Origin of the sequence: Mycolicibacterium fallax (genome assembly GCF_010726955.1) — a bacterium.
Lineage (GTDB): Bacteria > Actinomycetota > Actinomycetes > Mycobacteriales > Mycobacteriaceae > Mycobacterium > Mycobacterium fallax.
Genome location: NZ_AP022603.1, coordinates 3,376,570 through 3,389,924, shown reverse-complemented (window position 1 = coordinate 3,389,924; position 13,355 = coordinate 3,376,570). Strand labels below are relative to the sequence as shown.

Here is a 13,355-nt window from a genome sequence, read left to right as displayed (position 1 = left end):
GAAGACCGCACTGCGGGCCGGGATCCCGCCGTTTCACGTGATGGACGTCTGGCAGGCGGCCGCCCAGCGCCAGCAGACCCACGGTGACCTGGTCAACCTGTCCGCCGGCCAGCCCCGGGTCGGACCGCCCGCCCCGGTTCGTGCGGCGGCCGCGGCGGCGCTGCAGGCCAATCAGCTCGGCTACACCGTCGCCCTTGGCCTGCCGGAGCTGCGCGAGGCGATCGCCGCCGACTGCGCCGCCCGCTACGACATCGAGGTCGACCTCGACGACGTGGTGATCACCACCGGCTCCTCCGGCGGCTTCCTGCTGACCTTCCTGGCCTGCTTCGACGTCGGCGATCGGGTGGTGGTGCCCAGCCCCGGCTACCCCTGCTACCGCAACATCCTCTCCGCGCTGGGTTGCCGGGTTCTCGACCTGCCGTGCGGACCGGACACCCGGTTCCAGCCGACCGTCGCGATGCTCGACGAGCTCGACCCGCGCCCCGACGGGGTGATCGTGGCCAGCCCGGCCAACCCGACCGGCACCGTCATCGAACCCGCCGAGCTGGCGGCGATCGCCGCCTGGTGCGCCGAGCACGGGGTCCGGCTGATCAGCGACGAGGTCTACCACGGCCTGGTCTATCCCGGCGCGCCGGCGACCAGTTCGGCCTGGCAGACCTCCCGCGACGCGGTGGTGGTGAACAGCTTCTCCAAGTACTTCGCGATGACCGGCTGGCGGCTGGGCTGGCTGCTGGTGCCCACCGACCTGCAGCGCACCGTCGACCGGCTCACCGGCAACTTCACCATCTGCCCGCCGGCGCTGTCCCAGCTGGCCGCGGTGGCGGCGTTCACCCCGGAATCGGTCGCCGAGGCCGAGGCCAACCTGGCCGAGTACACCGCCAACCGGGCCCGGCTGCTCGACGGGCTGCGCGGCATCGGGCTGACCCGGCTGGCCCCCACCGACGGCGCGTTCTACGTCTACACCGACGTCTCCGACCACACCGACGACTCGCAGGAGTTCTGCGCGCGGCTGCTGGCCGAGACCGGCGTCGCGATCGCCCCGGGCATCGACTTCGACACCCGCGACGGGCACCGGTTCGTCCGGCTGTCGTTCGCCGGCCCGCCCGCCGACGTCGACGATGCGGTGTCCCGGATCGGCGGCTGGCTGGCCCGCTAGCCGGCCCGGGCCGCCTCGTCGGCACGGTCCAGGTCGTGCAGATCGATGCCGGCGGTTTCCCGGGCGAACGCCAGCGCGATCAGCGTGACCAGGCACGCGCCGGCCAGGTAGATCGCGATCGGCACCGACGATTCGAAGTCCGCCAGCAGCTTGACCGCGATGATCGGGGCCAGCGAGCCGGCGAAGATCGCGGTGACCTGATAGCCCAGCGACACCCCGGTGTACCGGATCCGGGTGGGGAACATCTCGGCCATCAACGCGGGCTGCGGGGCGTACATCAGGGCGTGGAACAACAGGCCGATCACCACCGCGGCGGTGATCACCGCGTAGTTCCCGCTGTCCATCATCGGGAACGCGAAGAACCCCCAGCTGGCGGTCAGCAGCACTCCGACCAGATACACCGGCCGGCGCCCGAACCGGTCCGAGGCCCGGCCCACCAGCGGGATCGCGATGAAATGCGCGGCGTGCGCGATCAGCAGGTACCACAGGATATTGGTGGTGGCCACGCCCGCGTGCACCTTCAGGTAGGTGATCGAAAACGTGACCACCAGGTAGTACATGATGTTCTCGGCGAAGCGCATCCCCATCGCGGTGAACACCGGCCGCGGGTAACGGCGGATCACCTCGATGGCGTTGAGCGCGGTCTTGATCTGCGCCTCGGCCTCGCGCTGGGCGGCCACGAAGATCGGCGCGTCGGTGACCTTGGTGCGGATGTAGTAGCCGATCAGCACCACCACCGCCGACAGCCAGAACGCCACCCGCCAGCCCCAGGACAGGAACGTCGAGTCCGACAGCAGGAAGGTCAGCACCAGCAGCACCACGGTGGCCAGCATGTTGCCGACCGGCACCCCGGCCTGCGGCCAGCTGGCCCAGAAGCCCCGCGCCCGGTTCGGGCTGTGCTCGGCGACCAGCAGCACCGCGCCGCCCCACTCCCCGCCGACCGCGAAGCCCTGCACGAAGCGCAGCACCACCAGCAGCAGCGGCGCCCAGTAGCCGACCTGGCCGAAGGTCGGCAGGCAGCCCATCAGGAAGGTCGCGGCGCCGACCAGCAACAGCGACAGCTGCAGCAGGGTCTTGCGCCCGTAGCGGTCACCGAAGTAGCCGAACACCAGGCCGCCGAGCGGCCGGGCGGCGAAGCCGACGGCGTAGGTGACGAACGCGGCCAGGATGGCGTCCAGGTCGCTGCCGGTCTGCGGGAAGAACACCTTGGAGAACACCAGGGTGGCGGCGGTGCCGTAGAGGAAGAACTCGTACCACTCGACCACGGTGCCGGCCATCGACGCGACGACGACGCGGCGCAGTCCGGTGCCGGGCGGGTCCTTCGGCGTGATCCTCGGCGCGGTCATCGGCGGCTCCTTCTCGCCCGGGGAGGGTTGTCCACAGGGTCTGTCCACAATGTGGATGAGTTACACCGTTGTTATTCAACACCCCCGCGCGCCGGCTCGGAAGCATTCCACCTGCGAATTTACAGCCAGGTATCCCGGTCGGTGGCGGTCAGGAACATATCGAGATCGTTACGCCAGTCCGCCGGGGTGTTCTTGTCGGGCTCGATCCCGGTGTACTGGCCGCGGTAGAACAGCAGCGGCCGCGGCTTGACCTTGGGCGCCTCCGACATCGACCGGACCGCGCCGAACACCACCAGGTGATCGCCGCCGTCGTGCACGGTGGCCACCGTGCACTCGATGTGCGCGAGCACCCCGTCGAGCACCGGGGAGCCGAGCACCCCGGGCCGCCAGTCGATGCCGGCGAACTTGTCCGGCTCACGCGAGCCGAACCGCGCCGAGACGTGCTGCTGCTGCTCGGCCAGGACGTTCACGCAGAAATGCCCGCTGGCCTCGATGGCCGCCCAGGACCGGGACACCTTGGTCGGGCAGAACAGCACCATCGGCGGGTCCAGGGACAGCGCGGCAAAGGACTGGCAGGCAAAACCGACCGGCTCGCCGTCGTGCACCGTGGTGATGATGGTGACGCCGGTGCAGAACTGGCCGAGAACATTGCGGAAGGCCCGGGCGTCGAAGCCCGGCGCGGCGTTCGGCCCGTCGGTCACCGGAAGCCGATGGAGAAGTCGTGGCCCCACAGGCTGACCGCGGTGGACTCCCGCGCCACCCAGTCGGTGTCGTCGACTTCCAGTCCCTCGCAGCCGAATTCGACGTCGAAGCCGCCGGGGGTCTTCATGTAGAAGGACAGCATCTTGTCGTTGACGTGCCGGCCCAGCGTCGCCGACATCTTCACCTTGCGGCGCAGCGCGCGGTCCAGGCACAGCCCGACGTCGTCACTGTTGCCCACCTCGACCATCAGGTGCACGATGCCGCTGGGGGTGGCCCCGGGCATGATCGCCAGGCTGTGGTGCCGCGGGTTGACCCCGAAGAACCGCAGCCAGGCCGGGTCCCCGTCGGCCGGGCGGCCGACCACCTGGGGCGGCAGCTTCATCGAGTCGCGCAACCGGAACCCGAGCACATCGCGGTAGAACCGGGTGGAGGCCACGTCGTCGGTGGTGGTGATCACCACGTGGCCCAGGCCCTGGGTGTCGGTGACGAAGGTGTGCCCGTAGGGGCTGACCACCCGGCGGTGCTCCAGCGCCACGCCGTGGAAGATCTCCAGCGTGTTGCCCGACGGGTCGTCAAGCACGATCATCTCGTCGACCCGGCGGTCGGCCAGCTCGGCCGCATCGGCCTCCCGGAACGGGTGGCCCTGCGCGGTCAGCCGGTCCCGGATGCCTTGCAGGTCAGCGGCATTGGCGGTTTCCCAGCCGGCAACCAGCAGGTGGTCCCGCTCACCGGGGACGATCACCAGCCGGGCCGGGAACTCGTCCATCCGCAGGTACAGCGCACCCTCGACGCTGCCCTTGCCCTCGACCATGCCGAGGATCTTCAGCCCGTACTCGCGCCAGGCCGCCATATCGGTGGCCTCGACGCGGAGATAGCCCAGTGAACGGATGCCCATCGCGGTGCCCTTTCCTAGCCGGCGGTCAGGAAATCGACCGTCAGCTCGTTGAATTCGTCGAACTTCTCCAGCTGCGCCCAGTGCCCGCACTGCCCGTAGACGTGCAGCTGCACCCGCGGAATCTGCTTGAGCGCCACCAGCGCGCCGTCCAGCGGATTGACCCGGTCCTCGCGGCCCCAGATCAGCAGCACCCGCTGACGCAGCTTGTAGACGTCCCGCCACATCATCCCGAGCTCAAAGTCGGCGCCCGCGAACGACTTACCCATCGCGCGGGTCGCGGCCAGCGACTCCGGCTGGCTGGCGATCGCGAACCGCTCGTCGATCAGTTCCTCGGTGATCAGCTTCTGGTTGTACACCATGATCCGGAGGAACTTCTCCAGGTTCTCCCGGGTCGGCTCCATGCTGAACCGGCCGAGCAGCTTGACACCCTCGGTCGGGTCCGGCGCGAACAGGTTCGTCGAAAGCCCGCCCGGACCCATCAGCACCAGCCGTCCGGCGCGCCCCGGGTTGTCCAGCGCGAACCGGACCGCGGTGCCGCCGCCGAGCGAGTTACCCACCAGCGCAGCGCTTTCCAGCCCGAGATGGTCGAACAGGTTCAGCAGCGCGGTGGCGCTGTACCGGTTGTACTGCTCGTGCTCGGTGTGCTTGTCGGAGTGCCCGTAGCCGGGCTGGTCGACGGCCAGCACGTGGAAACGCTCGGCCAGCACCGGGATGTTCTTACCGAAGTTCGACCAGCTGGAGGCACCCGGCCCGCCACCGTGCAGCAGCACCACGGTTTCGGCCGACGGGTCGCCGGCCTCGTGGTAGTGCAGCTTCATGTCGGGCCGCACCTGGGCGTAGCGCGAGGTGGATTCGAAGGTCGTCATGCGGCGCCCTCCGATCAGACCATGGTGTCGGCCGGGGGCAGGCCAAACTCGTGGTTGCCGAAGATCAGGTACGCGCGCTCGGGATCGTTGGCGGCGTGCACGCGACCGGCGTGCGCGTCGCGCCAGAACCGCTGCACCGGGGCGTCGACCGACAGCGCGGTGGCACCGGAGGCCTCGAAGAGCCGGTCGATCGAGGCGATCGCCCGACCGGTGGCACGCACCTGGTCACGACGGGCCCGGGCCCGCAGCGCGAAGGGGATCTCCTCGCCTGCGGTCAGCGCCGCGTACTCCTCGGCAACGTTGCCGATCAGCTGACGCCAGGCGGCGTCGATGTCGCTGGCCGCCTCGGCGATCCGGATCTTGGCGAACGGGTCGTCCTTGGCCTTCTCGCCGGCGTAGGCCGCGCGGACCCGCTGGCCCTGGTGCTCGACGTGCGCGTCGTAGGCGCCGTAGGCCATCCCGACGATCGGGGTGGAGATGGTGGTGGGGTGGATGGTGCCCCAGGGCATCTTGTAGACCGGGGCGGTGTTGTTCACCAGGCCGGCGGCGGTGTGATCGTTCATCGCCTTGTAGGACAGGAAGCGGTGCCGCGGCACGAACACGTCCTTGACCACGATGGTGTTGGAGCCGGTGCCCTTGAGCCCGACCACGTGCCACACGTCGTCGATCTGGTAGTCGGTGCGCGGGATCAGGAAGCTGCCGAAGTCGACCGGGCGGCCGTCCTTGATGACCGGGCCGCCGAGGAACGCCCAGCTGGCGTGGTCGCAGCCGGAGGACCAGTTCCACGAGCCGTTGACCAGGTAGCCGTCACCGGTCTCGGTGACCACGCCGGCGCCCATCGGGGCGTAGGAGGAGGAGATCCGGGTCGAGGCGTCCTCGCCCCACACCTCGTCCTGGGCGGCCTGGTCGAACTGGGCCAGGTGCCAGTTGTGGATGCCGAGGATGCCGGCGACCCAGCCGGTCGAGCCGCACGCGCTGGCCAGCCGGCGCACCGCCTCGTAGAAGACCGTGGGGTCGCACTCCAGGCCGCCCCACTGGGCGGGCTGGATCAGCTTGAAGAAGCCGACCTCTTCGAGGGCCGCGATGTTCTCGTCGGGCAGCCGACGCAGGTCCTCGGTGGCCTGGGCGCGCTCGCGGAGCTGCGGGAGCAGCTCGTCGATGCCGGCCAGCACCGCCTGCACGTCACGCTGTTCAATGGATGTCACTTGCTACCTCCCGTTGGGTGCGATCTGTGCCTGCGTTCCTGACGCCGACCATGAAAAGACTAGAACACGTTACCATTTGTGTCGAGTACGCCTGCCTGCAACGGCTGGACCTGCGACGGTTCATTTCTATAACATGTTCTAGTAACGACAAAAGTGAGGGAACGCCGTGACAGAGGAGCCGCTCGGCACACACGTGCTGGCGCTGGAGATCGCCGAGGTCATCGCCGAGACCGATGATGCCCGGACCCTGGTGTTCCGGGTGCCCGAGGGCGCCGACATCGCGCCCGAGCGGTTGCGCTACTCCCCCGGCCAGTTCCTCACCCTGCGGGTGCCCAGCGAGAAGACCGGCTCGGTGGCGCGCTGCTACTCGCTGTCGAGCTCCCCGCACACCGACGACGCGCTGGCGGTCACCGTCAAGCGCACCGTCGACGGGTACGCGTCGAACTGGCTGTGCGATCACGCCCACGCCGGCCTGCGGATGCACGTGCTCGCCCCGTCGGGCACCTTCGTTCCGGACCGGCTCGACGCCGACCTGCTGCTGCTGGCGGCCGGCAGCGGCATCACCCCGATGCTGGCGATCGCCAAGTCCGCGCTGGCCACCGGCTCCGGGCAGGTCACCCTGATCTACGCCAACCGCGACGAACGCTCGGTCATCTTCGCCGCCGCGCTGCGTGAGCTGGCCGCCGCCCACCCGGACCGGTTGACCGTGCTGCACTGGCTGGAGTCCGTGCAGGGCCTGCCCGACGCCACCGCGCTGGGCCGGCTGGCCGCGCCGTTCACCGACCGGCCGGCCTTCATCTGCGGGCCCGGCCCGTTCATGACCGCGGCCGCCGAGGCGCTGACCGGGCTCGGGGTGCCCGACGAGCGGGTGCACATCGAGGTGTTCCGGTCGCTGGACTCCGACCCGTTCGCCAAGGTGGTCATCGAGACCGACGACGACGACGAGCCGCCGGCCACCGTGGTGGCCACCCTCGACGGCCAGACCCACGAGTTCAGCTGGCCGCGCAAGGCGCCGCTGCTCGACGTGTTGCTGGACAAGGGCCTGGACGCCCCGTTCTCCTGCCGCGAGGGCCATTGCGGGGCGTGCGCGGTGCTGTGCAAGTCCGGCGAGGTCGAGATGGCCGTCAACGACGTGCTGGAACCCGACGACCTGGCGGAGGGGCTGATCCTGGCCTGCCAGGCCCGGCCGGTGTCGAATTCTGTCGAAGTCACCTACGACGAGTAGCGAGCGCCTAACTTTGATTGCGATGAACGTGCACAGGAAGATCTTCGCCGCGGCCGGTGCGGCCGCGCTGCTGTCGGCCGGACTGACCTCGACGGCGCTGGTCCAAGCGCCCGAGGCGGCCGCCGCGATGGCCTCGGACGTCAAGTCGGTCCCCGTCGACCCGGTCACCCAGTTGGAGATGCATGTCACCGCCAACTGCGTGACGGCCGAGGGACGCTGCTACTGGGACACCCAGGCCAACCTGCTCACCCCGAACGGCCCGATCGGGTTCCCCGGCGACGCCTGGGCCCGGCAGACCGTCACGCTGCGCAGCAACGACCGCGACACCTGGCAGGAGGCCGAGTACAGCGCGCCGTCGGGCATGCCTCGCGAGGTCAAGGGTGCCAACCACGCCAACGTGCTCAGCAAGCAGCTCAAGTCGATCAACAGCACCGAGATCTCGGCCACCTACTTCGGCGGCGGCCCGATCGAGCGGTTCCGGATCGACGGCACCTCGATACCGCTGAACTGGGCCAACGGCCAGGTATCCCTCGGCCCGACGTTCATCGCGTGCTCGAACATCCGGGTGGTCTACGGCGGGGTCAACCTGACCACCCCGACGGCGTGCGCGCAGGTGAAGTTCAGCTGACCCGGCGGGCGCTCCTGGCGAACGTCGTCATCGAGGGGGAACTCAGGGACGCTGGTGAGAACTTTTGCCGGGTGCGCTCATCGAGTGAGAACCCTGGGACGCCGGTGAGAACTTTCGGCGGCCGCGCTCATCGAGTGAGAACCCTGGGAGCCTCGTGAGAACTTTCGGCGGCCGGGTTCATCGAGTGAGAACTCAGGGAGCCTCGTGAGACGTCAGGGAGCTTAGAGAGAACCCAGGACGGCGCTCGTCATCGAAAGAGACACCTGGGATGCGTTGTGCGAGTAGACCCCGCCACAATGTCTCACTCGATGAAAACCCCCGCCCTGACGTCTCACCAACGTCCCTGCGTTCTCACCAAGCTCCCTGAGTTCTCACTCGATTTCGGACCCCACCAGAACGTCTCACCAGCGTCCCTGAGTTCTCACTCGATTTCGGACCCCACCAGAACGTCTCACCAGCGTCCCTGCGTTCTCACCAGCGTCCCTGAGTTCTCACTCGATGCCGGCAGCCGGCTGGGAGTGCACCCGCGACGCACCGCCGCCCCCGAGCCGCCGCCCCCGAGCCGCCGCGCCCGCGCCCGAGCCCGGCTACCGCGGCAGGCCCAGCAGCCGCTCGGCGGCGACGGTGAGCAAGATCTGCTCGGTGCCGCCGGCGATGGTCAGGCAGCGGGTGTTCAGGAAGTACCGGGTCTGCGGGTTGTCCACCAGCCCGGCGCCGGGGGTGGTCTCCATGACCTGCTCGGCCAGCGCCTGGCGGTAGCGCACCCCGATCAGCTTGCGGACCGAGGACTGCGCGCCCGGGTCCCGGCCGCCCATCGCCAGCTCGGCGATCCGCTGGTCCAGCAGCGATCCGGTCAGGCCCTCGACGATCAGCGCGCCGAGCCGGTCGGCGGCCGCCGGGTCCAGTTCGGTGCCGGCGAAGTGCGCCAGCAGCTCCTCCATGCCCTTGTCGACGCCGCCCATCGCGACCCGCTCGTTGGCCAGCGTGGTGCGGGCCAGCGGCCAGCCGCCGTCGACCGCGCCGATCACCAGCTCGTCCGGCACGAACACGCCGTCCAGGAACACCTCGTTGAACAGCGCCTCACCGGTCATCTCGCGCAGCGGGCGGATGTCGATGCCGGGGCTGGACATGTCCAGCACGAAGTAGCTGATGCCCTTGTGCTTGGGCACATCCGGGTTGGTCCGGGCCAGGCACACGCCCCAGTTCGACCGGTGCGCATTGGAGGTCCACACCTTCTGCCCGGTCAGCTTCCAGCCGCCCTCGACGCGTTCGGCCTTGGTGCGCAGCGACGCCAGATCGCTGCCGGCACCCGGCTCGGAGAACAGCTGGCTCCAGTACACCGAGCCGTCCAGGGTGCCCGGGATGAAGCGGGCGACCTGCTCGGGCGTGCCGTGTTCCAGGATGGTCGGCGCGGCCCACCAGCCGATCGAGATGTCCGGGCGCTCCACCCCGGCGGCGGCCAGCTCCTGGTCGATCAGCAGCTGCTCGGCCGGGGCGGCGTCGCGGCCGTAGGGCGCGGGCCAGTGCGGAGCCAACAGCCCGGACTCGGCCAGCGCCCGCTGCCGCTGCTCCTCGGGCAGCGCGGCGACGGCGGCCACCTCGGCGGCGATGCCGGCGCGCAGCGCCTCGACCTCGCTGAGGTCCACCCCGAGCCGACGACGGGTACCGGCCACGGTGAGGGCGGCGGTGCGGCGCAGCCAGTGCTCCCGGCCGCCGAGCAGCCCGCCGATGCCGTAGCCGCGGCGGAAGTACAGGTGGGCGTCGTGCTCCCAGGTGAAACCGATCCCGCCGAGCACCTGGATGCAGTCCTTGGCATTGCCGATCGCCGCGTCGATACCGGCCGCGGCGGCCACCGCGGCGGCGGCGGCCAGCTGCTCGGGGTCGCCGGCGTCGGCCGCGCGGGCGGCGTCGGCGGCGGTGACCGCGGCCTGTTCGGCGCGGATCAGCATCTCCGCGCAGAGGTGCTTGACGGCCTGGAAGCTGCCGATCGGCTTGCCGAACTGCTCGCGGACCTTGGCGTAGTCGACGGCGGTGTCCAGGCACCAGCGGGCCACCCCGGCGGCCTCGGCGGCAAACAAGGTGGCGGCCAGGTCGCGCACCCGGGCGGCGTCGGCGGCCAGCAGCGTCGCCGGCGCCCCGTCCAGCAGCACCCGGGCCAGCGGGCGGGAGAAGTCGGTGGGGGTCAGCGCCTCGATCCGCACCCCGGCCGCGGCGGCGTCGACCAGCAGCCAGCCGGCCGGCGACGGCAGCACCAGCAGGCCGGCCGGATCGGCGCCGACGACATGCTCGGCCACCCCGGTGGCGGCACCGTCGGCCCAGGTCAGCTCGGCGGTCAGGGCCAGTCCCGCGGTGCGGGTGCCCTCCGCCAGCTCGGCCAGCAGGTCCTCGTCGTCAACGACCAGGGTGGCCAGCGCGGTGGACACGATCGGCCCGGGCAGCAGGGCGCAGGCGGCCTCGTCCACCATCGCGCACAGGTCGGCGATGGCGCCGCCGGCACCGCCGCGGTCCTCCGGGATCGCCACCCCGAACAGCCCGAGCTCGGCGAGCTTGGCAAACACCGGCCGCCAGGCGTCGGGATTCTCGGTTTCGGCGGCGCGGATGGCCGCGATGGCTCCCGACGAGGCGGCCCAATCGCGCACGAGTTCACGCGCGGCGGACTGTTCGTCGATGGTGGATGCTGGCACCGCGGACAACACGGCCTCCTCAGGAAGCGGAACAAGGCCACTGCAGCCTACTAGAACGTGTTCTAATATTGGTAGCGACGAGCACGAAAGGAGCAGCCCTCGGTATGTCCACCACCGCATCCAGCAAAGCATCCGCCACACCCGGCGCCGAACCCCGCGAGGTGCAGCCCGTATCGGTGCTCAGCGACGCCGACCTGGGCTCCGACGCGCAGCGCGAGCGCCGCAAGCGCATCCTGGACGCCACCATGGCGATCGCCTCCAAGGGCGGCTACGAGGCCGTGCAGATGCGCGCCGTCGCCGACCGCGCCGACGTCGCCGTCGGCACCCTGTACCGCTACTTCCCGTCCAAGGTGCACCTGCTGGTCTCCGCGCTGGGCCGGGAGTTCGAGCGCATCGACGCCAAGGCCGAACGGATCCCGGTCACCGGCGGCACCGCGTTCGCCCGGCTGACCTCGATGGTGTCCAAGCTGAACCGGGCCATGCAGCGCAACCCGCTGCTGACCGAGGCGATGGCGCGGGCCTACGTGTTCGCCGACGCCTCGGCCGCCGGCGAGGTCGACCACGTCGAGAAGATCATCGACTCGATGTTCGCCCGGGCGATGGCCGCCGACGGGGAACCCACCGAGGACCAGTTCCACATCGCCCGGGTGCTCTCGGATGTGTGGCTGTCGAACCTGCTGGCCTGGCTGACCCGGCGCGCCTCGGCCGCCGACGTCAGCAAGCGCCTCGACCTGGCCGTCCGGCTGCTCATCGGGGACGACGAGAACCCGCGGATCTAGCGTGCCCGGACCGCCGGCGGCGCTGCGCGAGGCCCTGTCTGCCGCGGCCCGCTCGCCGCGGCTGCTGGTCGCCGCCGACTTCGACGGCACCCTCGCGCCGATCGTCGCGCACCCGCCCGACGCCCGCCCGGCGCCCGGCGCGCTGGCCGCGCTGACGGCGCTGGCCGAGCTGCCCGGGGTCACCGTCGCGCTGGTGTCCGGTCGCGCGCTGGCCGACCTGCGCCTGCTGTCCGGGGCCCGGGCGCCGATCCGTCTGGTCGGCAGCCACGGCGCCGAGTTCGAGGACGGCTTCGACGCGGCCATCGACACCGCGCTGCGCGAGCAGATCCTCGCCGCGCTCACCGACATCGCCGAAGCCGCACCCGGGGTGACGGTGGAGGCCAAACCCGCCGGCGCCGCGCTGCACATCCGCAACGCCGCCCCGAGCGTCGGCGCGGCCGCGCTGGACCGGGCCCGGGCCGCCGCCCGCAACTGGCCGGCCAAGCTCACCGCGGGCAAGGCGGTGCTGGAGTTCTCCGTGCTGCACACCGACAAGGGCGCCGCGGTGCAGCGGCTGCGCGACGAATTACGGTGCGAAACCGTGGTTTTCCTCGGCGACGACGTCACCGACGAGACGGTGTTCGACCGGCTCGGCGGCGCCGATGTGGGGGTCAAGGTCGGCCAGGGCCCGACTGCCGCGGCGCACCGGGTCGAGGATCCGGCCGCAGTGGTCGCGGTGCTGGCGTTCCTGCGGGCCGCCCGCGACGGCTAACCGGCGGGCGGGCCGGAGGTGCGGCCGCGGATCAGCTCGACCGGCAGCGTCTCGATCACCGGCTCGCCCGAGCGCGGCGGGTGGTGCAGCAGCTCCCCGGCCCGGCGGCCCTTGGCCACGGTCGGCTGGGCGACGGTGGTCAGGCCGCGGCGCAGCGCCTCGGGCACCCCGTCGAAACCGGTGACGGTCATCTGGCCGGGCACGTAGATGCCGTGGCCGCGCAGGTAGTCCATCGCCGAGAGCGCCAGCGCGTCGGCGGTGCACAGCAGCGCGGTCAGCCGCGGGTTGCTGCGCAGCGCCAGCTCGGCGGCCGCCCCGCCTGCCGTCGGCCCCTGCCGCAGCGCCTCCACCAGGGTCAGCCCCGCCGGGTCAAGGCCGGCCGCGGCCATCGCGTCGCGTACCCCGGCGATCCGGTCGGCCTGGGTGTGAAACGTGCTGGCCCGCAGCCGGTCCTCGTCGACCAGCGCCACCTCGCCGTCCCGGTCCCCCAGCCGCATGGTCAGCACCGCGATCTCCCGGTGCCCCAGGCCAAGGACGTGCTCGGCCAGCTCGCGCATCGCGGCGTAGTCGTCGATGCCGATCCAGGACGCCCCGGGCACCTCGCGGGGCTGGTCGATCACCACCGTCGGCAGCCGGCGGTCCAGCACCGCCTTCAGGTACGGGTCGTCGCCCGCGGCGGCGTACACCACGAAGCCGTCCACCCCGGCCGAGAGCACCGAACTCGCGCCGTCGGCCAGGCTGCGGCCCGGCCCGGCGGCCACCAGCAACAGGCCCTGGCCGGCCTCCTCGCAGGTCTGTGCCAGCCCGGCGACGAACTCCAGCGCCGCCGGGTCGGAGAACGAGTAGGTCAGCGGCTCGGCGATGACCAACCCGACCGCGCCGGCCTTGCGGGTGCGCAGCGACCGCGCCACCGGGTCCGGCCCCGGATAGCCGAGTCGCTTGGCGGCCTGCAGGATTCGGTCGCGCAGCTCCGTGGAGAGCTGGTCGGGCCGGTTGTAGGCGTTGGAGATGGTGGTCCGGGACACGTTGAGCTCGGAAGCCAGCGAAGCCAGCGTCGCCCGGCGGCGCGGGTGCGGGCTCCGGGACATTGCTCCACGGTAACCGGGTTTCGGCCGAAC

The 13,355-nt window shown here is 71.0% G+C and carries 12 protein-coding genes; 5 read left to right on the top strand and 7 right to left on the bottom strand.

What is annotated here, in order from left to right; all coding sequences use genetic code 11:
* The first annotated feature begins 40 nt into the window (after positions 1 to 40).
* A complete protein-coding gene (locus tag G6N10_RS16215) occupies positions 41 to 1,156 on the top strand; it encodes a pyridoxal phosphate-dependent aminotransferase (protein ID WP_085096807.1) in 1,116 nt (371 codons plus the stop codon).
* Here the strand turns inward: G6N10_RS16215 and G6N10_RS16210 are convergent.
* The 5 genes from G6N10_RS16210 to hsaA all read right to left on the bottom strand — a co-directional run bounded on the left by G6N10_RS16210 (position 1,153) and on the right by hsaA (position 6,170).
* Positions 1,153 to 2,502 (bottom strand): MFS transporter, encoded by a 1,350-nt coding sequence (locus G6N10_RS16210; protein ID WP_085096683.1) that lies wholly within the window; start codon positions 2,500 to 2,502, stop codon positions 1,153 to 1,155. The two genes, G6N10_RS16215 and G6N10_RS16210, sit on opposite strands and share 4 nt — an antisense overlap.
* Before the next feature lie 119 nt (positions 2,503 to 2,621).
* Complete coding sequence (hsaB, locus tag G6N10_RS16205; RefSeq protein ID WP_085096686.1) at positions 2,622 to 3,203, bottom strand: 3-hydroxy-9,10-secoandrosta-1,3,5(10)-triene-9,17-dione monooxygenase reductase subunit; 582 nt, start codon at positions 3,201 to 3,203, stop codon at positions 2,622 to 2,624.
* The gene (hsaC, locus tag G6N10_RS16200; protein ID WP_085096689.1) at positions 3,200 to 4,099 is read right to left on the bottom strand and encodes an iron-dependent extradiol dioxygenase HsaC; all 900 of its coding nucleotides are present in this window, start codon (positions 4,097 to 4,099) and stop codon (positions 3,200 to 3,202) included. The genes hsaB and hsaC overlap by 4 nt, the downstream gene beginning before the upstream one ends.
* Positions 4,100 to 4,113: 14 nt before the next feature.
* A complete protein-coding gene (gene hsaD, locus G6N10_RS16195) occupies positions 4,114 to 4,965 on the bottom strand; it encodes a 4,5:9,10-diseco-3-hydroxy-5,9,17-trioxoandrosta-1(10),2-diene-4-oate hydrolase (protein ID WP_085096692.1) in 852 nt (283 codons plus the stop codon).
* Between the two features lie 14 nt (positions 4,966 to 4,979).
* Entirely contained in the window at positions 4,980 to 6,170 is a 1,191-nt protein-coding gene (gene hsaA / locus G6N10_RS16190) for a 3-hydroxy-9,10-secoandrosta-1,3,5(10)-triene-9,17-dione monooxygenase oxygenase subunit (protein WP_085096695.1), read from the bottom strand.
* 166 nt (positions 6,171 to 6,336) lie between these two features.
* Here hsaA and G6N10_RS16185 point away from each other — a divergent pair, with 166 nt between their 5' ends.
* Together G6N10_RS16185 and G6N10_RS16180 are read left to right on the top strand one after the other, a co-directional pair.
* Positions 6,337 to 7,395 (top strand): ferredoxin--NADP reductase, encoded by a 1,059-nt coding sequence (locus tag G6N10_RS16185; protein ID WP_085096698.1) that lies wholly within the window; start codon positions 6,337 to 6,339, stop codon positions 7,393 to 7,395.
* A 22-nt stretch (positions 7,396 to 7,417) separates the two neighbouring features.
* Positions 7,418 to 8,023 carry a hypothetical protein gene (locus tag G6N10_RS16180; RefSeq protein ID WP_085096701.1) on the top strand — a complete coding sequence of 202 codons (606 nt, stop codon included), beginning with the start codon at positions 7,418 to 7,420 and terminating at the stop codon, positions 8,021 to 8,023.
* A gap of 587 nt (positions 8,024 to 8,610) precedes the next feature.
* Here the strand turns inward: G6N10_RS16180 and G6N10_RS16175 are convergent.
* Positions 8,611 to 10,707, bottom strand: coding sequence for an acyl-CoA dehydrogenase family protein (locus tag G6N10_RS16175; protein WP_109750532.1), 2,097 nt, complete (start codon positions 10,705 to 10,707; stop codon positions 8,611 to 8,613).
* Between the two features lie 104 nt (positions 10,708 to 10,811).
* Between G6N10_RS16175 and kstR the strand changes: the two genes are divergently transcribed.
* Positions 10,812 to 11,486, top strand: a complete 675-nt coding sequence (gene kstR, locus G6N10_RS16170; RefSeq protein ID WP_085096811.1) for a cholesterol catabolism transcriptional regulator KstR — start codon at positions 10,812 to 10,814, stop codon at positions 11,484 to 11,486.
* Between the two features lies 1 nt (position 11,487).
* On the top strand, positions 11,488 to 12,237 hold the full coding sequence (gene otsB / locus G6N10_RS16165) for a trehalose-phosphatase (protein WP_085096707.1): 750 nt from the start codon (positions 11,488 to 11,490) through the stop codon (positions 12,235 to 12,237).
* On the opposite strand, the gene G6N10_RS16160 is transcribed toward otsB, so the two are convergent.
* On the bottom strand, positions 12,234 to 13,325 hold the full coding sequence (locus G6N10_RS16160) for an Rv3575c family transcriptional regulator (protein ID WP_085096710.1): 1,092 nt from the start codon (positions 13,323 to 13,325) through the stop codon (positions 12,234 to 12,236). The genes otsB and G6N10_RS16160 overlap by 4 nt on opposite strands.
* Positions 13,326 to 13,355 lie beyond the last annotated feature (30 nt).